This window comes from Paenibacillus haidiansis (genome assembly GCF_036553665.1).
Lineage (GTDB): Bacteria > Bacillota > Bacilli > Paenibacillales > Paenibacillaceae > Fontibacillus > Fontibacillus haidiansis.
The window spans coordinates 14,270-35,771 of sequence record NZ_JAZHPZ010000009.1; the positions used below are offsets into that span (position 1 = coordinate 14,270).

Below are 21,502 nucleotides of genomic sequence, written 5' to 3' on the forward strand. Positions count from 1 at the left end.
GTCAACTTTGCTTCATATTGGCGGCGACCACGACAATCTCCGTATCCGGTTCAAAAGTGGAAACCTCAATATCCATGAGCAATTCCAATTGTTGAAATTCGGATGCCGAAAAATCCATGACGCGCGCGCCGATGCATAAATAATAGTCCGGCCGGGCAATAAGCTCCGTCTTGTAAACGGCCATGTCTTCCCACAGTTTTTTCACGGCTTGCATATATTCCCCGGCGGACGTCTTGATCGCCATGGCGCGGCCGCGTTGTATTTTGATGAATCCTTTATTGTCCAGAATCCGGATGGCTCCGGCGTCTCCCGGCTTGTCGACCTTTTCGCCGTATATATGAAAATACCGAGTTTTTTGCAGCATCTGTGTTTGTTCGGCGGAAATCCGCATATCATTTGCGGCGATTTCGATCAATTCCTCTTCACTGCATTCCTTTAACAACTCGTTGGTTTTGACTTCCGTGGAGCCGGTGGCGATCGCCGTGACCTTCGATGTTTGCGGATCAATATCGATATGAATTTCCACGCTCTCCGGCGTCGCCCCGCTTTGAATCGCTTTGTTCATCGCTTCCATTTTGATCGCGCTGATCTGCTCTTTGGAAGGCGACGGAATGATCCGTTCCACCACGTCCCTGACCATGGCGAGAGCGACGCCGATCGACGAAATAACCTCGGCGTTTTCGGGGATGCTGTACTTTAGCCCCATTTTGTCCGCAAAATATACGATCAGCGAAGCCGCCCCGCCTCCGACTCCAACCAAAGAAATCTGATCCTTCTCCAGCTTATACTTCTCCGCCAGCGCCAAAATGACCGGTTCGATTTTCGCGTACGCCTTCTCCATAATTTGTCCCGCGATGTCTTCCACCGTCGTCCCGCAATAATCGGCCAGCGCCTGCATCGCCTTTCTGGCCGCTTCCACGTTGCCGTAGGAAAAATGGTCCTCCTTCACCAGTCCAAGCACGTTTGCCGCGCAGGAATTCGTAATGGTTACCCGTTCGCCGTTCTCCAGCCGGATCGCCACATAGTCCGCCGGATCGCCGGGTTTGGGCGAAAAAAATTCAACCTTGGGTCCTTTGATTTCGGCCGGGTCGCTAAATACCGCATAATCAAGTCCTGCGATGTGCGCGGACCTCGGACCGACATCGATCACCCCGTTTTTATCGGCGCGAACGATAGACCCTCCGGCCACGCCGAGCACCCGGACATCCAGAGAATTGACATAGGTGGGATGGCCGCCGACGATCGAGTAATCGATAGCCGGACGTCCGTTTTTAATGACACCGATATTGGTTGTCGTTCCGCCCACCTCAAAATACACGCCGTTGGAAGCTCTCAAATACATCAAAGAGCCCATGACCGAAGCGGCCGGACCGGACAGCATCGTGAGAATCGGGCGCTTCTTCATTTCGTTGATTTCCATGACTCCACCGTCGCCGCGCATGATCATCAATGGTACATGAACGCCGGCCTCCTTGACGGATTGCTCCGTGGAATTGGCCGTATCCAGCATTTTAGGGAGAATGCTGGCGTTAATCGCCGCCGTTCTCGTTCTTCGGGTCAGCCCGTATAATTTCGTAATATCGGACGCCATCGTGGTGGGAAGCCTTTTTTTCTCCGCTTCCTCATATACGAGCTGCTCGGGTCTGCCGTTATCGACGCCGAAGGCCATGGACGGGACAATGACCTGCGCCCCCATTCGTTCCAGCTCTTCGATCACCCGCTGTACGGTCGCTTCCGTCATTTGTCTGACATTGATAAAGCTGTTGAAAATTTGGATCGCTTTATTGTTGCCTAAATCGATGTTCGGCAATTTCGTCTGCCTTTTGGCCAAAAACCCTTCGAATCCGCCTTTCCCCATGCCGATGATGCCGACCTGGGCGATATCGCCTTCAATCAGCGCATTGGTCGCCTGCGTCGTACTGTGCGCGACAAAAATAACGTCCTCCGGCCGGATGTTATTTTCCTTCAAGCAGTTTTGGAAACATTTCACTACCCCGGCGGCCACGCCTCTAGGATCGTCATGCGTCGTTTTGACGGACGATTTCCCGATGATCTCGTGGTTCTCGTTGTCAATGGCCACAGCTTTCGTATGCGTCCCCCCTACGTCAATTCCCATGCGAATCATTCTGCCCATGTTTATCCTCCAATCCTTGTATGGGCGGCTGCCGCCCTAAGTGCGGCAGCCGGCTTTCGTTCACGGTCTTTTTATTTAAACCAAACTGCCGTACATGACAAAAGTGACGACGCAAAGTATAATTCCGATGATCCAGCCTGAAGGAATGGACATTTTCATAAAGTCTCTGGCCGACACCTTCGTATAGCCGAATCCCCAGGCGACCCATGATTGGGTAACATCCAGGTGCTGCGGCGCAATCGTCGTAACGGCGAATAAAGGATACAAAAATTGTACCGGCCAAGCCGCCGTCGAGACGACTACGGCCAGAATGGCCGCCCCCGATCCGACCAGATTCATCGGGCCGCGGAAAAAGCCCAGCGGCGTCAATACGGCAAACACGATACATAGCGTCAACGCGGTCTGCGGCATAACACCGCCGAATAGAATTTTAAAATAAGGTGCAGCATATGTAGCCGCGTTGTTAAACATGGAGAGCGTGAGCAGGAATCCGATCATGGGGGCCACGTCGATCGCGCCGTCCGCAAACTGCTTCGACAGCATCCGGCAAACGTTCGCGAACCCGCCTTTCAATTTGCCGCAGGTCAGCAAAGCGAACAAGCCTGCAAAAATAAATCCGAAAATGATCGGAATTTTGAACACGACCACGCCGATAACCGGAAGAATGATCGAAATCCAGGAAACGGCGGGCGCGTCATTGGAATTCTGTTCTTCGGGCGTCGCCGCCGCCCAGGCGCGGGAGATCTTTTTGTTGTTCATGGCGAGGTTAGCCACAAGGAGTACAATGATCAACGAGACGCCCATCGCGATCATCCCGAAGGTGAAATAGGCGTTATAATCATAGCTGGCGTAGCTTTCGTTGGCGGTAGCGAAAATAGCCTGATACTGTTTGAAGTTTACGATATTCCCGAATATCCCGGCCATAATGGAACCCATGAACGAGAAAAGGGCGATCGGCGAAGGAATGCCGAGCGACAGCATAATCGGCAAAACGATGACGGCAATGGAAATAACCGGCCCGATTCCGGTCATGGAAGTAAAGATGACTGCCGTTACAATACAGAGTAGCGACATCGTCACTCTCGGTTTGTCTCCGCCCAGTTCAACCACTTTGCGAATTAAAGTGGCGGCAATTCCGGTATCAATCAAAATTCTGCCGAAGAACGCCCCGAAGAAAACGTTTACAAGAATGGATTTACCATAGTTTTCGGGTCCCGTCTGAAAGACATTCGTCAGTACGGAGACGATCGTCTGCCCTTCCATCATCGAGTTAGGTGAAATCGCGTTTCCGATCAAGGCGATTGCCGTCCAGAGTACCGACATGATGAAGAAGCCTACCATGAGGTTGTACCCCTTCACGCAATACCACACGAGCCCAAAGAATGACAGCACCATCGCGAAACCGATTACATAATTGACTGCATCCACAAAATGTGTCCTCCTTAAATAGGAATAAAAATAACAACTAACATGCTAACATGCTATTTTCAAGACTGACATGTTAGTTGTCTGGTCAAAGAGTACCATGGCCGTTGAAGAACGTCAATATATATCCGCACAAATTTATCCGAGGCAATTCGCATAAAAAATATTCCATCCGTCGCGCCAATTCAACACCTCTCCTTAAACGCAAAAAAGGCTCCCTCTCGGGAGCCTTTTTTATATTCAAATCCTGATATAATTTAGGGGTTTTGATCCCTTGATTACATCATGCCGCCCATTCCGCCCATGTCAGGAGCGGCCGGTTTTTCCGGTTCCGGTTTGTCGGCGATGACCGCTTCGGTCGTCAGGAACAGCCCGGCAACGGAAGCCGCGTGTTGCAGCGCGGAGCGGGTTACTTTCGCCGGATCGACGATACCTGCGTCAAACATGTTGACCCATTCGCCGGTAGCGGCGTTGTAGCCGATGCCCACTTGTTCTTTCTTCAGACGGTCCACGATGACGGAACCTTCTTCGCCGGCGTTGGCAGCGATCGTGCGAACCGGTTCTTCCAGAGCGCGAAGCACGATGTTGGCGCCGGTTTTTTCGTCGCCGCTCAGGGACAGAGCCGCTACGGCATTGTATACGTTCACGAGGGCTACGCCGCCGCCGGATACGATACCTTCTTCAACCGCCGCGCGCGTAGCGTTCAGCGCGTCTTCGATGCGCAGTTTGCGTTCTTTCAGTTCGGTTTCGGTAGCCGCGCCGACTTTGATAACCGCTACGCCGCCGGCCAGTTTAGCCAGACGTTCTTGCAGTTTTTCTTTGTCGAATTCGGAAGTCGTTTCTTCCAATTGCGCGCGGATTTGGTTGACGCGAGCGTCGATGTCTTTCTTGTCGCCGCTGCCGTCTACGATCGTTGTGTTTTCTTTCGTCACGATAACTTGACGAGCGTTACCGAGTTGGTCGACGGTCGTGCTCTTCAGATCAAGGCCGAGCTTCTCGGTGATGACTTGACCGCCGGTCAAAGCGGCGATATCTTGCAGCATCGCTTCGCGGCGATCGCCGAAGCCAGGAGCTTTAACGGCTACCGCGCTGAATGTGCCGCGCAGTTTGTTGACAATCAGCATCGCTTGCGCTTCGCCTTCGATATCTTCGGCGATGATCAGCAGCGGTCTGGATTGTTGTACGATCTTCTCAAGCAGCGGCAAAATTTCTTGCGTGCTGCTGATCTTCTTGTCGGTGATCAGGATGTAAGGATTGTCGAGCACGGCTTCCATTTTGTCCGTATCCGTAATCATGTACGGGGAGACATAACCGCGGTCGAATTGCATCCCTTCAACCACTTCAAGCTCGGTCGCGAAACCGCGGGATTCTTCGACGGTGATGACGCCGTCCTTGCCCACTTTTTCCATCGCTTCGGCGATCAGTTCGCCTACTTCTTCGTCCGCAGCGGAAATAGCGGCAACTTGAGCGATCGATTGTTTGCCTTCGATCGATTTGGAGATTTTCTTCAGTTCTTCGACCGCGGTGCGAACCGCTTTGTCGATCCCTTTGCGCAGACCGATTGGGCTGGCGCCGGCCGTTACGTTCTTCAATCCTTCGCGGATCAGCGCTTGAGCCAGAACGGTCGCCGTCGTCGTACCGTCACCGGCTACGTCGTTCGTTTTGGTCGCTACTTCTTTAACAAGCTGGGCGCCCATGTTTTCAAAAGCGTCTTCCAGTTCGATTTCCTTGGCAATCGTTACGCCGTCGTTAGTGATCAGCGGGCTGCCGAATTTTTTCTCCAATACGACGTTGCGGCCTTTCGGTCCGAGTGTAACTTTAACTGCATCAGCCAAAGTGTCGACCCCACGAAGCATCGCGCGGCGGGCGTCTTCACTGAATTTGATCTCTTTTGCCATTGTTAAATTACCTCCCTGATTAAGAATAAATGGTGTTAAAGATATTTTTCGCTTTCACGTAGAGCTTCGCTCTTAGCCGATGATCGCGTGAATGTCGCTTTCTTTCATAATCAAATATTCTTTACCTTCATATTTTACTTCCGTACCGGCATATTTGGAGAACAATACGCGGTCGCCTTCCTTCACTTCCAAAGGAACACGCACCCCGTCCTTCAACGCGCCGCTGCCGACAGCGACTACTTTGCCTTCCTGCGGTTTTTCTTTCGCCGTGTCCGGGAGCACGATGCCGAAAGATGTGGTTTCTTCTTGTTCAATCGGTTCTACCAATACACGTTCACCTAAAGGTTTGATCATGAAAAAATAGCCTCCTTTTAATATGTTGTGTTGGTTGATTAATGTAATTTATGTATTAGCACTCGACATCCTCAAGTGCTAATAACCACTTATATATTACTCAACTTGCGGACAGATTTCAAGTTCCTTTAAACATTTTTTTCTTGCCCGGCCCCGTTTGCACTCCATTCCCATTCTACCCTGGCGACCTAGCGATTATTCCCGGTTGCTCCGTCCAAGCGACCTCCGTTTCTTGCGTGAGACGGCCTGCTCCGGCCGGCTTGATTTATTCGAATAAGGACAGCATACTGGGAAAGTAAGATTGTGAAGAAAGGAGCATGGCGATGAATGAACCTCACTTTTTTGATGAGTTTGCCAGTAGAATTCTTAGACTCTATCACGGCGGAAAAGAGGACTTCTGGAACGCTGTAATGACTCCGTTTTTATCCGATGCAACGATTTTGGCAAAATGGAAGAATCGCAAGGTCGGTTTGGAATTGTTAAACATATTCAAAACGGTGGATCGGGAGAGAAAAAGGTTTCTTACCGAGTACACGCTTCCCCTCGGATTCGATGTTTCGCGCTGGCAGAGCCTAAATAAGAAAGACGAGTATTTTAAAGATGCCTATCCGGTTTATGCCTTTCTCGTCATATGGATGGAGGAAGTCGGGTTGGCCGACAATCTGAACGCTTTTGGCGATTTGTTGCGGGCCGTGGTATATGGGATCGCAGGCTACGGGATATTGGATGTTCAAGTGGACGGCGGCCGCTTCTCGCCGGTTGAACTCCTGACAGCCCATAAGCTAATCGCCGAATACGAGGCGGGGATCCTTCGACATTTCGGGACGACTGAGGTAAATCTAAACATATTGCATCGGATTCGCGCTCAATTTCTCGATGCCGAAATCAAAGAAAAAATGCTGCGCGGCCAAAGCAGTCCGTATGAAAAAGATAAACCGATCGAGTGCGGGTTCAAAGCGGCGCATCTTTTGACCCCGTTCATGCTTAGTCTGGAGCGATTGGGGAAATCCGACGCTATCGACGCTTATTTTGAAGTTTTCTTTTTATTCGGCGCCGTCATCCAAATCATTGACGATTTGAAGGACTTGGAGGAGGATCTCTCCATCGGGCATTTCACATATATCACCATCGATTCGGACGCGGTTACACTATATCAGAAAGGGCATAAACCCGGCGAAATAGCGAAGAAGCTTCTAAAAGACGAACGACGTTTAAAAACGATCCATGCTGCCTGCAAACAGCTCTTGGCGGAGGCGAACCGTATTCTGCAAGCGTTAAACGATCCGTTCCTGGCCCGGATTGTCGATGTGACCGAGCTAAGGTTGGATGCTTATTTTAGGAGGGACTTGAAATTGCCCGTGTGAGAAAAGAAAAGACCGGACAACGTTCGGCGGTGCCTTCACGCAAAAAAACACGCCCGTTAAAGGGCGCGTTTCCCCGCTAATTGTATCTTTCCGCCCGCTCCGCATCGGCCGCCTGCTGCTTGGCATACACCCGCCGGGACAGGAGCACGCTCAGTTCGTACAAAAGGACGAGCGGAATCAGCACAAGGAACGCCGAGAAAAGGTCGGCAGGGGTAATCATCACCGAGATGACCACCAGAATGAAATAGGCTACCCGGCGCATCTTCTGCAGCCGCTGCGGATTCAGGATCCGGATCCCCGTCAGAAACAGAATGACGAGCGGCAGCTCAAACAATAACGAGATCGGCAACACGATATTCATCAGGAATTTGAAATAATCCGCCATCCCGTACGTTTCAATCAAGCCGAGCTGTTTGTTGAGCGAGCCCGTAAAGGTCATCGCAAGCGGAAACACCACAAAATATCCGAAGGCAAGGCCGATCAAGAAGCAGATGAAGACAAACGGAATATAACGCAGCGTCGCCTTCCGCTCCGCCGGTTTCAGTCCCGGACTGACGAAAGCCCATATCTGATAAAGCATAAAAGGCAGTGTAATCCCGAGCGCGACGACCATGGCGATCTTCGTATATACGCCGACCCCGTCCCAGAAAGAGAACGCATTCAGTTCAATCCGGACGCCGGATAAGACATTGAGAGTCAGATAGTGATAAATCGGATCGACCACAAAGAACGCAGCCACGAGAACGAAGACGAACACGGACAAGACGTAAACCAAACGCCGCCGCAGTTCGGCCAAATGCTCCACCACACTTTGTTTATCCGTATCTTCAGCCACGACCCGGCCTCCTTCGCCACCCATTTACAAAAAGCAATCGCAAACAAAATCCCTCCCGGTCCAGGAAGGGATATCGTCAATTCTCATTTACAAAAACAGTTCTATTCCGGCAAACGGCGATGATCGGTTCTCTCCTCCGGCGGAGCCGAAGCCGCCTCCGTCCCGGAGCCGCCCGCCTCGGGTCTGTCATCGACAATATCCCGGGTAGCCGTTTTGAATTCGCGAAACGTGCGCCCGACCGCTCTGCCCAACTCGGGCAATTTATTGGGGCCGAACAGCAGCAATGCAGCAATTACGATGAGCAGAAATCCGGCTGTCACCCTAGTCTCCCCTTCCGCAAACCTGTGAAATTACTGTGAACACTAATATTACCATAACCTATATCACAGAAATAGTCCATTCATTTGTCGGAATCGAACCATGTTTTTCGGAACTGGTATTCGGAAACTAGAAGAAAATTTCCGATTACAGACGAAATTGCCCCGTCACCATCAGCAATGCCTCGGGCAGTTGGTCCATGATCGCGGCGAGATTCTCGTGCACCCCTTTCGGCGTGCCCGGCAAATTCACGATCAGCGTGCGGCCGCGAATACCGACAACGCCCCTGAACAGCATAGCTCCCCTGTTCTTCTGCATCGTCGCGTAACGCATCGCTTCCGCCATGCCCGGAACCTCCCGCTCTATGACTCTGCGCGTCGCTTCCGGGGTAACATCCCGGATGGCGAGCTCCGTGCCGCCCGTCGTGAGTATAAGGTCGGCTTGAAAATAATCGGTCATCTCGATCAAGGCCGCGATAATTTCATCCGGTTCATCGGGAACTATCCGGTATTCCACAATTTCTCCGCCGAGTTCCTCTTCGACCAGTTCACGAATCACCTGGGCGCTTGTGTCTTCACGTTCGCCTCTGGCACCTTTATCGCTTGCCGTTAAGACCGCTGTTTTCCAAACCATGGGCCATACCCTCCTCATCCAACTCTTACTTATATACCTCTACTAAAAAGGACCGGCCTGACGGGACTTATCATCCTACGCTTGGCCGTCCCGGACGTAGTCCCCGCTCTTGCCTCCGCTCTTCGAGCGGAGCTGCGTGGGACCGATCACCATATCTTTCTGCAGCGCTTTGCACATGTCGTAAACGGTAAGGGCCGCGGCGGACACCGCCGTCAGCGCCTCCATCTCCACCCCGGTCTTGCCCTCCGTCTTCACCGTGGCTTCAATATGAAGCCGGTCCTTGCCATTGTCGGTGAATACGAGATTCACGCCGGTTAAGGCCAGGGGATGGCACATCGGAATCCAATCCGAGGTCCGTTTTGCTCCCTGAATCCCGGCGACCTGGGCCACGGCCAGCACATCGCCCTTGCCGATCTTGCCCTCCTTGATCGCCTGCAGTGTAGAGGGCAGCATCGACACCGTCGTCTCCGCGACGGCCACGCGTATCGTGGCTTCCTTGCCGGAGACGTCAACCATGCGCGCTCTCCCCTGCTCATTAAAGTGGGTCAGTTTCCCTCGATCCTGTGCCGAATCCATTTCCAATGTCTCAACTACTTTCCTTCTATATATAGGATACCGGAAGCCGTGAACAGCATATCCAGTTTCAAATCATGCTTTTCCGCCGGGAGAGTCTCGTCGACGATCTGTTCCTCGAAAGCTAGCGCCGCTTTGAGTGCGGAGCCGCCTTCTTCATCCCTGCCCCGAGCCCCGGGCCGCTTCGCCAGTTCGGCTATAAACCGGTCGTAATATCCGCCGCCGAACCCGATCCGCCCTCCATACCGGTCAAAGGCCAGTCCCGGAACAAGAACGAGATCGATCTCGCCGTAGCGTTCGGCCGGCCATGCCGGGATCGTTCCGTCCGGCTCGGGAATTCCCCAAACCCCGGAAACGAGGTTTTGCCGGCCGGTTATGTTATGTAAGGACATCGTTCCGTTTCCGATTATTTTGGGAACGAGGATCGTATCGCCCCGCTCCAGGCAGCTCCGCAGCAGCGGGCTCGTATCGGGCTCATCGCGGAACGAAAGGTAACTGAAGATCGTGAGGCCGGCATTTCGTCTCTTCCGCAGCGGATCCAGCACCTCAAGTTCGGCAATGCGGCACGCTTCCAACGCTTGTGCTTTCCGGGACTCCGGCGGAATCCCCGAACGGATGCCGGCCATCCGCGTTCTCAGCGCTTTTTTGCTTGCCCCGATGTCGATGTTGTCCATATCCCGAACTCCTCTCCCGCCAAATAAGGCGGGCTATTCCATCTCTTTCTTTAGTTTATCATTGTTGACGCAAAATGAAAACTTCATATGAAATACAACAAACCCTTTCGTGACGGGAATCGGCGGTGCATTTGCGCCGCATTTCATGTACACTACTCATAGAGAGGGAGTTATATAGGAGGATCGATTAGAATTATGCTGCTTCAAGCTACTGACATTACCAAGCACTACGGTGTGACTACCATCCTGGGCGGCGTCGGCCTGCAGGTTCTCGAACGGGACCGGATCGGTCTCGTCGGCGTGAACGGAGCTGGCAAGTCGACGCTGCTGCAAATATTGGCGGGGGAATTGACACCGGACGGCGGACAAATATTCAAGGCCAAAGAAACAACGGTCGGCTATCTCGCGCAAAACAGCGGGCTGCAATCGGATCGCACCATTTGGGAAGAAATGCTGGGCGTGTTTGCCGATCTGACGGAGACGGAGCAGGAGCTGCGCCGGATGGAGGCGCAAATCGCCGACCCGGCCGCGGCTGCGGATGAGAAAGCGTATCAGGAATTGTTGACCCGTTACGCGGTGAAATCCGACTGGTTCAAAGACCATGGCGGATATGAAATCGAGACCCGGATCAAAAGCGTGCTGCACGGTATGGGATTCGGCTCATTCGCGCCGGATACGGTCGTCTCCACGCTCAGCGGCGGCCAGAAGACCCGGCTGGCGCTGGCGCGGATTCTGCTGCAGGCTCCGGATCTGTTAATGCTGGACGAACCGACCAACCATTTGGATATCCAGACGCTGACTTGGCTGGAGGATTATTTGCGGAGTTACTCCGGCGCCCTGCTCGTCGTGTCGCACGACCGTTACTTCCTGGACCGGCTCGTCACGGCCATCGTGGAGATCGAGCGCCATCAGTCGCGCAGATATACCGGCAATTACAGCCGGTATATCGAATTGAAAGCGGCGGAATACGAGAGCCAGATGAAGCTGTACGAGAAACAGCAGGACGAGATCGCCCGCATGGAAGATTTCATTCAGCGGAACATCGTTCGCGCCTCGACGACCAAGCGGGCGCAAAGCCGGCGCAAGGCGCTGGAGAAGATGGAGGTTATGGACCGCCCGCTCGGAGATCTCAAGAAGGCCAGCTTCTCTTTTGAGGCCGAAATCATGAGCGGCAAGGAGGTGCTTCAGGTCGACGACCTGGCCTACGCTTTCGAACCGGGGGCATCCCCATTATTCCGGAACGTATCGTTCAGCCTGCGGCGCGGCGAGACGGTGGCCTTGATCGGCCCGAACGGGATCGGAAAGTCCACGTTATTGAAAATTCTGACCGGTGACCTGTCCCCATCCGCGGGCTCGGTCAACTGGGGCACCAAAGTGAAGATCGGTTATTATGACCAGGAACAAACCCACCTCAATCCGCAGAATACGGTGCTGGAGGAAGTCTGGGGCACCTTCCCGCATATGGAGGAAGCCCGGGTACGCAGCGTGCTCGGCAATTTCCTGTTCAGCGGCGAAGACGTGCTCAAGCGGATCTCCGCGCTAAGCGGAGGTGAAAAGGCAAGGGTCGCCTTGGCGAAGCTGATGCTGCAAAAGGCCAATGTTCTGATCCTTGACGAACCTACGAACCATTTGGACTTATTCAGCAAGGAAGTGCTGGAATCGGCCCTGCTGGATTATGACGGTACATTGCTGTTCATTTCCCATGACCGTTATTTCCTGAACAAAATGGCCGAGCGGATCGAAGAGCTTCATCCGTCCGGCGCGGAGCATTTCCTGGGTAATTATGACGATTACTTGGCGAAAAAACAGGAATTGCAGGAGCTTGCTGCCGAAGAGGCCGGCGTTGAAGCGGCAAAAACAAACCCGCAAGAGCGAAGTGCCGGAGCGGAGCCGGCTTCGGAAAAATCCGGGGCCGCCTCCTTTGAAGCGGATAAGCAGGCCAAGCGCCAAGAGCGCGCCCGCCAGCGGCGAATGGAGCAGCTTGAAGAAGCCATCGCCAAATTGGAGGGCGACATCGCCGCGCTCGAAGCGGAATTAACGCTTCCCGAAGTTTATCAGGATTACGAGGCTGTTCAGCAGCGCCAATCCGCCATCGATCAGCATAAATCGGAATTGTCCGCCGCCTATGAAGAATGGGAAACGCTCGCCGCGGAATAATTTTTAAAAAAGTCAAAAAATTCTCCTAGGGGTTTATCCCCAGCGTTATCCACATAAATTTGGGGATATACACCAAAAAAACGGCCTGTTTGGCCGTTTTTTTTCGTAATTTATCGCCTTTTTTGCGCAATTGTACAATTTATCCACCATGTTATGCACATTATCCACAATTTTCAGGAAAAAATCCTTGACTTTTCATAAAGTAGCTCAATATGTTGCCAGGCAAGCTTTCAGCTTATTTTCAGGAAGCGGATGCAAAGTTGTGGATAACCTTGTCCACAGCTTGACAAATGATATTATTTTATGTCATGAACTCTTGGCCCGGCATCAACCCATCCCCAGATGATTGTTCTCTTCGGAGGAAATCTCCCAGGCCCGAAGTTCATAGTTCTCCGTTCCCGATTTTACGAACGGGTCGCGCTCGGCCAAAGCACGCGCCTCTTCCAAATCCGCCGCCTCAATGACGATCATGCCTCCGGGATAATCCGCAAACGGGCCGCACATGACCAGCTTCCCCATCGCTTGCAGTTCCCTGAGATGCGCGACATGCTCCCGGATCAACTCCTCGTTGAAGCTTTTTCCGGGATTCATCGAGAGCAAAATGACATACTTGATGAATTGCCCGTTTTCTACTGAATTCGACATTTTTCATGACCTCCTAAAAATCTGATGCTATTTTCCCACACCCCGGTTTTCCGGATCGGCGTCCCGGTTAAACCATCCCATGTACCTATTGTCATTTCTTCCGAAAAATACAATCATTTCAAGTAGGATTTCGATAAAATTTGTAAAAAAGGAGAGTATGAAATGAAGCTGGTAAAAATCGTCGCTCTTACCTCGCTAGGAGCCAGTCTTGCTTTTGTCGGAGGATGTCAGGCGCTTGGCGCTGCCGAGAGCGCTTCATCTTCGAACCCCTCCTTTCAGGAATCGTCCTTGCCGGGAGGCGGGCTCGCTTTGCCGGAGAACGAGCGGATTCATCTGTCCACGAACCAGAAATGGGTCGCCGCCGAAGGACATCTGTCCGACCTGATCCGGCTGCAATGGACGGCCGACCGGGCCAAACCGGCGATCTCCTGGGCCGACGAAAACGGAAACGACAAAACCGCCATCGTCTCTCACGACAAGGCCAATAATCCGGAACAGCACGATCATAAACATATTTCTATTGAAACTACGATGTCGCCGACCGGAGAAAACAAGGACGAGCTGTTCACCCGGCTGGAGATTCCGTACGACACCGATGTGGCGGAAATCCGCACCCATTCCTCCAACTTCAACGTAATGGACGGCATCTTAAGGGTTGCGGCGGAAGGAAAACGGGATATCGAGTTTGCCAAGACCGGCGAGGATAACGCCACTACCCCGCTCTGGGTGCTGCGGACCGACAGCGGTGAAGCAAGCGGCAATGCCGCCGACGCCAATTTCAATCTCATCCGGTACAATGACGCGGGAGAAGCGGTCGACAGCGCTTTGAGCGTGACCCGGGACGCGGGCAATGTCGGAATCGGCACGAAAACGCCCGAGAGCAAGCTCGATGTCGCCGGCGACAGCATTCGCATCCGCGAATCCCGCACTCCCGCCTCGGTCAATTCTCCGGGCAACCAGGGAGATATCGCCTGGGATGACAACTATATCTACATCTGCGTGGCCAAAGACACCTGGAAGCGGACGGAGCTTAATTCATGGTAATGCCTTGCCCGCTCTCCCGCCCAATCTCAAAATGGTTTCTTACGGACGGAAGCAGAGTCACAACTTGAATAGCCAGACCCAGCGCCACGTAGACGAGATGAATCCATTCCGTCGTCTTGATGATATAGAGCTGCACCATAATCCATATAATCAAGGCAAACGCGACATACAGGGAAAAAGACCAGGACCAGTGCATGGGCCGGAACAAATTCAGTTTCTCCCCGAGCCTCCACTCCCTTCTCAGCAGCAGCGAGATCATAATCCCCAGCGGGGCTAAGCCAAGGACAAGCAGCAGAATGATTCCGGGAATCAAATAATCCGGGAACACCGGCAGCTGCATGATGTCCGTCGGCATGCCGAGCATTTGCCCGCTGGGATCAATGACCAGCGCCCCTCCGCCAAAAACGGCGCCAATCCCCAGAAAGCCGTGCAAGACGGCCAGCAGCTTTACCGTAAATGGCCTTTTTCCGGTCACCGTCATGTAATCTCCCCTCTTTTCATGAAAGTTGTGAACGAAATCACTAGCATATAACAAAAAAAAGATGGGACCTCCTTGAGGTCTCATCTTCGCTGTCAAATCTAATTTATCATATGAAGTTCGGCTTGGAAATACCTTCCCCTCCGACTTGAACGGGCGCGGCAACCCGGGGTAGAATATACAAAAAAACTCCGACGATTGCGTTCGGTACTGAAAGTGGTGATTTCAACCTATGACCCGTAAAGTGGTTGACAGCATTACGGAGCTCGTCGGCGACACGCCGGCGGTTAAGCTGGGACGGCTTACCGGCCCGCAAGACGCCGAGGTGTACGTCAAACTGGAATATTTCAATCCCAGCGGCAGCGTCAAAGACCGGGCCGCTTCCCATATGATAGCCGAAGCCGAGAAAGCGGGCATGCTCAAGCCCGGCGCGACGATCATCGAGCCGACCAGCGGCAATACCGGCATCGGCCTGGCCATGAACGCCGCCGCCAAGGGCTATAAAGCGATCCTGGTCATGCCGGACAATATGACCGCGGAGCGGATCAACCTGCTCAAAGCCTACGGTGCCGAGGTGGTATTGACCCCCGCCGCAAAGCGAATGCCCGGCTCGATCGAAAAGGCGCTGGAGCTGAAGGAGCAAATCCCTGGCAGCTTTATTCCCCAGCAATTCCAAAACGGGGCCAATCCCGGCATTCACCGGTTGACCACCGGGCCGGAAATCCTCGAGCAGATGGAGGGCCGGCTTGACGCGTTCGTCGCCACCTCGGGGACCGGGGGCACGATCACCGGAACCGGCGAATATTTGCGCGAGCATTTGCCGGATATCCGGATCGCCGTCGTGGAGCCGAAGGGTTCCCCCGTCCTCTCCGGCGGCGAGCCTGGTCCGCACAAGCTGGTCGGCACCAGCCCCGGCTTCGTCCCGCCGATCCTGAACAAGGACATCTACGACGAAATCGTTCAGGTCGCGGACGAAGACGCGCTGGGCACGGTCCGCCGGCTCGCCGCGCTCGAAGGCATCCTCGTCGGCCCGTCCTCCGGAGCGTCGGTCTGGGCCGCGCTCCAGCTTGCCCGCCGGCTGGGGAAAGGCCGGCGGATTCTGTGCATCGCGCCGGATACCGGCGAAAGATATCTCAGCATGGGGATCTTCGACTAGATCCCGGTCTCTCGGCGGGGGCGCGGCGGAAGCCCCCGTTTACTTCCTGCGCCGCGTCATCCAGCCCGCCGCATAATCCACCAGCGGCTTTTGCGGCACCAGCATGGCCGTGGCTCCGGCGATTTTCCCGCGCAGCACCATGCCGGTGTCCCGCTCGAAATCGGCGCCGATCTCCGGGAAGTCCTCCGAGTCGATGGCGATATCGGAGAATTCCGCCCACTCGCGGCGGCCGTTCACGATGATCGGCGCCTTGCCGCGGGTTTCCTTCTTCCCGGGATAATCGGCCCGGTATTCGGCGAGATGGATCGACGTGTTGTTTCCGTGTCCGACGCCGAGCAGCAGGACCCAGCCTTCCGCTTCATAAATCCGGGCGAGCGGAGAATGCTCCCCCATCCCGTAATCCAGGCTATGATCAGCGGTAATTGTATCGGCCAGCGGCCCCCGGGCCGCAAAGGACACTTGGGGATGCCCGCTCCGTTTCGTACCACTCTGTTTGCGGAACAGCTCCGGAATGATCCCCATATGCCAAAGCGGCGTCAAATCGGGGTCGTAAGCCGGCATCTGTTCGCGGATTTTCTCCCACCATTCCCTCGGCACGGGCGGGTTTTCCCAGCCCGACGGATCGCTCAGGTCGTTCGAATGCGTGGGCATCACCAGGGTGCCTGTGTCCCCCAGCGCTTGTTCCAGAGCCAAAATAACCGCGACCGGCCCTCCGGCAACCCACCGGCCGAGCGATTTGAACGAGGAATGAAGGATCAGCGTCATCCCTTCTCTTACACCCAAGGCCGCAAAATCGGCCTGTAAGGAGTCCACCGTAATCAGCGTGCCTTTTATTTCTTCCATATTTAAACCCCCTCTATCTCTATATCAAGCTTCTATTTCATCTCTCATAATCCTAGTATCATGATCCACTCGTCCATTCTTCTTTTCCGGCCTCAAGCAAAGGTTCGTACATCATCAGGGCGTGGTTTTCCGTGATATATTCGTCCTTAAGCAATTCTCCCGCCCGGTTAAACACCTTGCGGTAAATCAGATTATGCCGGATATATCCTCCCCAATATTCCCTCGTAATCCGATGCTCTTGTTCATAGACTTCGTAGCGGTATAAAGGCCGTTTGGCCGACCTGAGCTCGCCGACCAGATGATGTTCGGACACATGGACATGAATCTGGATCGGGTCCTGGGTTGGATTGTATAGACGCAAATCCAGATAGTTGTAAGAGCAGGTCGCCCCGCTTCCAAACGGCTGCGTTCGCCCCGAATCCGGAAAAACATCGTAACTGTGGCGATGCCGCTCCTTTATTTCCAGCGGAGAGTGCAGCGCCATCCAGTACAGCAGATTCGTCAACTGGCATAAGCCGCCGCCGACTCCCTGCTTGTATTTGCCGTAGTGCAGCACCATCCCCGGTACATAGCCTTTGCCGCGCGTCGGCTTTCCGACCATCCGCCAGAAGGAAAAGGTTTCGCCCGGCCGAATGACCAGCCCGTCGATCTGCCTGACCGCAAGCCGCAAATTCACGATTTTGTTGTGCTGAAGCTGCATGTCGACATCCTTGAGCCTGCGAAGCAAAATCGTCCGGTGCTCGGCCATCTTGTTGGGAAGCAGCGACGAATCCCGCTGGCTGGCGATTTTGTCGCCGCCAAACCACCAGACCAAGTATCGTTTCAACCGGTAATACCGCGTTCCCAACCAAATTCTTGCCTTGGATCTGTGGACAGGTTTCATGCAAAGCCCCTCCCGGTTACCTTATCGCCCGGCTCATGCGGGAATTTCCTCTGCTTCCGTTACCCCTTCCGGCTGCGCATCCCGTACAACAATTGGATGCCGCCCTCCGGGGCTTCGGCAAAACTCTTATATTCCGCCGAGTCCGCGCCGTAGATGGCAATCTTCCCTTCCTCGTCGTAATGGACGCCCCAGCCGTATCTTTTGGGCAGCGCGGAGGCGCGCAAGCAGGCGTGTTTTTTGGCAAAAAGCTCTTCCCATATCTCCTGCCTGCGCTCTTGGACCTCCTGCTCGGGGATCCGTTTATGCCGGATATGCGTTTCAAACAACAGTTCCGGGTAGTCGTATTGGTACGGATGCTCCGCGAGCAGCTCGTATTGAATGACATGCACCGGCTTGCTGTCTTTGGCGGTCACCGGAATGACCCCCTCATTCACGGGGCAATCCGGCGAAATCAAAATGAACGTATTTTTATAGCTCATCGGCAGGTCCTCCTTCGCTTTTCGGCTATGTAACTGTCTCGCTGCCTTAATCAACGGTTTATCGGTTAATCGGTTTGTCGGGTTATTAAGTATTATACATAGGATTGCCATGGGGATGGAAGAAATTAAGCGGCAGTGGGATTTCACCGGGGAGTGGGGGTTGATGCTCCGGTGGAATGTGGGAAGTGAGGAATTAGGAATGGAGGTAGGGAGGATCTGGGGAGTGAGGATCTGGGAAGGGAGGGGCTGGAGAGTGAGGGGTTGGGGAGTGGGGAGTTCGAAAGTTAGGGTTTGGGAGTAGCCTAAGCATCAAAAATTAACTGGAAAACCTCCTGTTATTTTTACCGATAGAGTGTAAATTCGATAATTAACTGGAAAACCTCCAGCTATTTTCTCTTCTTTCGCTCAAGTTCCCCATTTCCGCTAAATTAACTACATGTTTTCCAGTTAATTAATCAAAAGCAGCCGAAAACGATCAATTAACTGGAGGTTTTACAGCTAATCAAAGTCGTCATAATTAATACGGCCGGACTAAGGGATAGCTGCCTCCCTCTAATCCGGCCGTTTTCCATGTTATCCATTCGTGAACAAGTATTATGAACCCTAGTAAATCCTCAATCTCAAATAAGTTAGCTTAATTACCCTAATGCAGCTTTATCTATCTCTATATCTATGTAGTACGTTTCCACGGCGCTATCGTCACACCATTCCTAGTCTTGTGCCACGGGCATCTGTCCGGCCTTGCTCTTCGCCAGTTTTAAATATCCGTGCACATTGAGCAGCTCGCTGTCTTCCTCGAACCGCAGCCGCATATCACCGGCGGCCTCGACGATGTACGAGCGGAGCGCCGATGCGCCGCCTCCCAGCACATAAAAGCATTCGATGTCGGGATACTTCTTCCACCGTTTGCGGATCAGATCGACCAGCTTCTGCGCGGCCCGGCCAAAATAGACGTCCACGATCGGACGGATATCGGCTTTGCCCTCGCCTACCCGCTGCACCGTGAATTCCCGGTTGCGGATGCGCCCGATCAGCTTCGTGCGGCTCGGGAACCGGTAACCGAACCGGTCTTCCACCTCTCTAATGATGGAATCGAGATAAGTCGCAAGCCCGAACTGCTCCCCGGTGCTGAATTGATTGTCGATATTCATCCGTTTGACCACCGGGAAATCCGTGGTCAGCGCCCCGATTTCGCAAATGCCGATGCAGCCGCCATGCAACTCTTCGTTCTTCACCTGAAGCTGGTCATTGGTCGCTAGATGGTACAACGCGGCGGCGCCTTCCACAGAAACCACGGCGCGGCGGATTATGACACGGACCGTTCTCCCGTGCAGCTCCGGCGTGGAAAGAAACGCGACCTCGTGCTCACCGACCAACCGCTCTTCAAAAGCGCGATGGAAAGCTACATACGAGCGTACGGGGAGCCCAGTCCCGATGATGTACTCCACTTCCTCCAATCCGCCCCCGACCGGGTGGGATTGGCCGGCAATCGCGGCATACGCAAGCGCGGTCAACGCCACGACCAGCGACTGGTCGCTCGTCGCCTTGTTGTCCGTTTCCTCCAGCTCGGAGTTGTCCTGATCCTCCATTGCCAGCAGGCCGACGAAATACCGTTGGTTGCTTTTTTTCAGTTTGGGACTGCGAATTTGTACATCAAGCGCTTTAAGGGGGGAATCCTCCTCCTGCAGAATATGTCTGTCATATCCCGGCGACACGATGCTTGGAATGAGAATAGGGCGCGGCGATCCGTCGACGACGACCTTCACGCTGTCATTCCCGATATCAATACCGGCAATTTTAATCATAATTACCTCCTTTGCCTTGCTACATTTATCCAGGACTCTTATGAGTAAATAGATTTCGTGATTTTCCGACAAATTCCTGCTTTTATTGTGAATAATCGAACATTTTTTTGATTGGGCAGGGATTTGGAATGTTTTGCCGAATTAGTACCTTTGGAGCAGAAAAGATTTGCCCGGTTGATCTATTTACACGGAGGTTCAGGAGGAACGCATGAAATTCAGATTTAAGCCGACGAACAAGAAATTTACCGTACTCATCGTACCGGAGGGAACCAGCCCCGTTTTCCGCTTTAAAATGCGGTTTGCATTGCTGCTCTCCCTGCTGGTTTCGGCCATGGCCGTAATTATATTGGCGCTGGTTCTCGCTTTGGTGAACCGTAGCAACACAAGCCGGATCGTCATGCTGGAAGCCGAGCTTACCTCATCGGAGGACCGCCTTCAAAGCACGGTCGACGATAAGGAAAAGGCGATCGACGAGCTGCTGACCGAGCTGATCGCCTTGTCGGAGAAATCCAAAACGATCGAGTCGAAAATGGTGGAATTGGAAAACCTCGAGGCAGAATTAAAGGCGATAACGACCGGAAGCCGGATCAGCCCCGCCTCAACCAAAATTAATCAAGACAAGGAAGCTCCCCAGGACGGGGGAGTCGGCGGCGAATCCGTCCCTTTATCCGACGCGGAAGTCCGCTCCCTGATCGATGAAACGAAAGCAAGCATCACCGCTTCCTTGAATGAGATGCCCGAGCTGCAGGCCCGGCTTGAACAAACCAAGGTAAACGTAGAGAAATACAAGGAAATGATGAGGATTCTGCCGACCTATTGGCCGACCGATTCCACCCGGATCACCTCCCATTTCGGAAAAAGAAGCGATCCGTTCAGCAACAGACTGACTTCGCATAACGGACTCGATATCGGCGGCAATACCGGCGACCCGGTATACGCCGCGGCCGACGGCAAAGTAACGGATACGGGATACAGCTCCGCGCGCGGCAATTATGTCACGGTTGCCCATCCTTCGGGATTGCAAACGATTTATATGCATCTGCAAAAAGGGATCGCCGCCAAAGGCGACACCGTCAAGCAAGGCGATACGATCGGACTGCTGGGTTCTACCGGCAGAAGCACGGGTCCCCATCTTCACATTGAAGTCGTCAAAGGCGGCACCCCCGTCGATCCCTTGAATTACTTAACAATTCCCGGAGAGGATGAAGCGCTGTAATGTTCAAAAACAAAACCGTCAAGCTGGACCCGAACACCACCGATACACTGGTCGGGGAAGGCAGCACATTTGAAGGAAAAATCACCTCGGGCGCCGGCGTCCGGATCGAAGGGCAGGTCGTCGGGGATATCGAATGTGAAGGAGACGTTACCGTCGGGGAGAAAGGGCATGTCGAATCCAATACCATTATCGCCCGCAACGTCATTATCGCCGGCGTCGTAAACGGCAATGTCCGGGCGCGGCAGAAGATTTCCATCACCTCTAAAGGCAAGCTGTACGGCAACATTACGGCCGTGTCCCTGTCGATCGAGGAAGGAAGTATTTTTGAAGGAACCAGCCGGATGGAGAGTCTTTCCGAGCCGGGTAGCGAAGCGGCAGCTTCTGCCGACGCCAAGTCGGCAGCGGCGAAGGAAGTCGCGGCAGCGGCCGAAGGATTCAGCTCGTCCGACAACCGTCAGAAGGCGGGAGAGGACGCGGATAAGTACAAAACTACCTGGTGAACACGGCCCCAACCCCTAAAAAAGGAGTGAGCTGCGCGATTTGCGCAGCTCACTCCTTTTTTAGCGTTAAATTGTCCCGTGGGCTAGA

General features: G+C 53.6%; 21 protein-coding genes. 6 read left to right on the top strand and 15 right to left on the bottom strand.

Annotation, left to right across the window (positions count from 1 at the left end; all coding sequences use genetic code 11):
- Position 1: 1 nt before the first annotated feature.
- The 4 genes from V3851_RS17180 to groES all read right to left on the bottom strand — a co-directional run bounded on the left by V3851_RS17180 (position 2) and on the right by groES (position 5,811).
- Positions 2–2,134: a hydantoinase/oxoprolinase family protein gene (locus V3851_RS17180; protein WP_331847784.1), complete on the bottom strand. Its 2,133-nt coding sequence runs from the start codon at positions 2,132–2,134 to the stop codon at positions 2–4.
- A 75-nt stretch (positions 2,135–2,209) separates the two neighbouring features.
- On the bottom strand, positions 2,210–3,562 hold the full coding sequence (locus tag V3851_RS17185) for a citrate transporter (RefSeq protein WP_331847785.1): 1,353 nt from the start codon (positions 3,560–3,562) through the stop codon (positions 2,210–2,212).
- Between the two features lie 275 nt (positions 3,563–3,837).
- Positions 3,838–5,457 (bottom strand): chaperonin GroEL, encoded by a 1,620-nt coding sequence (gene groL / locus V3851_RS17190; RefSeq protein ID WP_331847786.1) that lies wholly within the window; start codon positions 5,455–5,457, stop codon positions 3,838–3,840.
- 72 nt (positions 5,458–5,529) lie between these two features.
- On the bottom strand, positions 5,530–5,811 hold the full coding sequence (gene groES, locus V3851_RS17195) for a co-chaperone GroES (protein ID WP_331847787.1): 282 nt from the start codon (positions 5,809–5,811) through the stop codon (positions 5,530–5,532).
- 323 nt (positions 5,812–6,134) lie between these two features.
- Between groES and V3851_RS17200 the strand changes: the two genes are divergently transcribed.
- On the top strand, positions 6,135–7,175 hold the full coding sequence (locus V3851_RS17200) for a hypothetical protein (protein ID WP_331847788.1): 1,041 nt from the start codon (positions 6,135–6,137) through the stop codon (positions 7,173–7,175).
- 76 nt (positions 7,176–7,251) lie between these two features.
- On the opposite strand, the gene tatC is transcribed toward V3851_RS17200, so the two are convergent.
- The 5 genes from tatC to V3851_RS17225 form a co-directional block, all read right to left on the bottom strand.
- Positions 7,252–8,010 (bottom strand): twin-arginine translocase subunit TatC, encoded by a 759-nt coding sequence (gene tatC, locus V3851_RS17205; RefSeq protein ID WP_331847789.1) that lies wholly within the window; start codon positions 8,008–8,010, stop codon positions 7,252–7,254.
- Between the two features lie 101 nt (positions 8,011–8,111).
- On the bottom strand, positions 8,112–8,330 hold the full coding sequence (locus tag V3851_RS17210; RefSeq protein ID WP_331847790.1) for a twin-arginine translocase TatA/TatE family subunit: 219 nt from the start codon (positions 8,328–8,330) through the stop codon (positions 8,112–8,114).
- 145 nt (positions 8,331–8,475) lie between these two features.
- The gene (locus V3851_RS17215) at positions 8,476–8,961 is read right to left on the bottom strand and encodes a MogA/MoaB family molybdenum cofactor biosynthesis protein (RefSeq protein ID WP_331847791.1); all 486 of its coding nucleotides are present in this window, start codon (positions 8,959–8,961) and stop codon (positions 8,476–8,478) included.
- A gap of 75 nt (positions 8,962–9,036) precedes the next feature.
- On the bottom strand, positions 9,037–9,537 hold the full coding sequence (moaC, locus tag V3851_RS17220; protein ID WP_331847792.1) for a cyclic pyranopterin monophosphate synthase MoaC: 501 nt from the start codon (positions 9,535–9,537) through the stop codon (positions 9,037–9,039).
- Positions 9,538–9,551: 14 nt separating this feature from the next.
- Positions 9,552–10,208 (bottom strand): 5-formyltetrahydrofolate cyclo-ligase, encoded by a 657-nt coding sequence (locus V3851_RS17225; RefSeq protein ID WP_331847793.1) that lies wholly within the window; start codon positions 10,206–10,208, stop codon positions 9,552–9,554.
- Between the two features lie 195 nt (positions 10,209–10,403).
- Between V3851_RS17225 and V3851_RS17230 the strand changes: the two genes are divergently transcribed.
- On the top strand, positions 10,404–12,365 hold the full coding sequence (locus tag V3851_RS17230; RefSeq protein ID WP_331847794.1) for an ABC-F family ATP-binding cassette domain-containing protein: 1,962 nt from the start codon (positions 10,404–10,406) through the stop codon (positions 12,363–12,365).
- A gap of 327 nt (positions 12,366–12,692) precedes the next feature.
- Here V3851_RS17230 and V3851_RS17235 read toward each other — a convergent pair whose 3' ends face one another.
- The gene (locus V3851_RS17235) at positions 12,693–13,010 is read right to left on the bottom strand and encodes a YciI family protein (RefSeq protein ID WP_331847795.1); all 318 of its coding nucleotides are present in this window, start codon (positions 13,008–13,010) and stop codon (positions 12,693–12,695) included.
- Between the two features lie 162 nt (positions 13,011–13,172).
- Here V3851_RS17235 and V3851_RS17240 point away from each other — a divergent pair, with 162 nt between their 5' ends.
- Positions 13,173–14,054 (top strand): hypothetical protein, encoded by an 882-nt coding sequence (locus tag V3851_RS17240; RefSeq protein ID WP_331847796.1) that lies wholly within the window; start codon positions 13,173–13,175, stop codon positions 14,052–14,054.
- On the opposite strand, the gene V3851_RS17245 is transcribed toward V3851_RS17240, so the two are convergent.
- Positions 14,041–14,535, bottom strand: a complete 495-nt coding sequence (locus V3851_RS17245) for a hypothetical protein (protein ID WP_331847797.1) — start codon at positions 14,533–14,535, stop codon at positions 14,041–14,043. The genes V3851_RS17240 and V3851_RS17245 overlap by 14 nt on opposite strands.
- A gap of 229 nt (positions 14,536–14,764) precedes the next feature.
- On the opposite strand from V3851_RS17245, the gene cysK reads away from it, so the two are divergent.
- On the top strand, positions 14,765–15,688 hold the full coding sequence (gene cysK / locus V3851_RS17250; protein WP_331847798.1) for a cysteine synthase A: 924 nt from the start codon (positions 14,765–14,767) through the stop codon (positions 15,686–15,688).
- Positions 15,689–15,727: 39 nt separating this feature from the next.
- On the opposite strand, the gene V3851_RS17255 is transcribed toward cysK, so the two are convergent.
- The 4 genes from V3851_RS17255 to V3851_RS17270 form a co-directional block, all read right to left on the bottom strand.
- On the bottom strand, positions 15,728–16,531 hold the full coding sequence (locus V3851_RS17255) for an AAC(3) family N-acetyltransferase (RefSeq protein WP_331847799.1): 804 nt from the start codon (positions 16,529–16,531) through the stop codon (positions 15,728–15,730).
- Positions 16,532–16,589: 58 nt separating this feature from the next.
- Positions 16,590–17,414 (bottom strand): VanW family protein, encoded by an 825-nt coding sequence (locus V3851_RS17260; protein ID WP_331847800.1) that lies wholly within the window; start codon positions 17,412–17,414, stop codon positions 16,590–16,592.
- A 59-nt stretch (positions 17,415–17,473) separates the two neighbouring features.
- Complete coding sequence (locus tag V3851_RS17265; RefSeq protein ID WP_331847801.1) at positions 17,474–17,893, bottom strand: DUF6157 family protein; 420 nt, start codon at positions 17,891–17,893, stop codon at positions 17,474–17,476.
- 710 nt (positions 17,894–18,603) lie between these two features.
- Positions 18,604–19,698: a ParM/StbA family protein gene (locus V3851_RS17270; RefSeq protein ID WP_331847802.1), complete on the bottom strand. Its 1,095-nt coding sequence runs from the start codon at positions 19,696–19,698 to the stop codon at positions 18,604–18,606.
- Positions 19,699–19,906: 208 nt separating this feature from the next.
- Between V3851_RS17270 and V3851_RS17275 the strand changes: the two genes are divergently transcribed.
- Together V3851_RS17275 and V3851_RS17280 are read left to right on the top strand one after the other, a co-directional pair.
- Positions 19,907–20,914 carry a M23 family metallopeptidase gene (locus tag V3851_RS17275; protein WP_331847803.1) on the top strand — a complete coding sequence of 336 codons (1,008 nt, stop codon included), beginning with the start codon at positions 19,907–19,909 and terminating at the stop codon, positions 20,912–20,914.
- Positions 20,914–21,414 carry a bactofilin family protein gene (locus V3851_RS17280; RefSeq protein WP_331847804.1) on the top strand — a complete coding sequence of 167 codons (501 nt, stop codon included), beginning with the start codon at positions 20,914–20,916 and terminating at the stop codon, positions 21,412–21,414. Before V3851_RS17275 ends, V3851_RS17280 begins: the two co-directional genes overlap by 1 nt.
- The last annotated feature ends 88 nt before the right edge of the window (positions 21,415–21,502 follow it).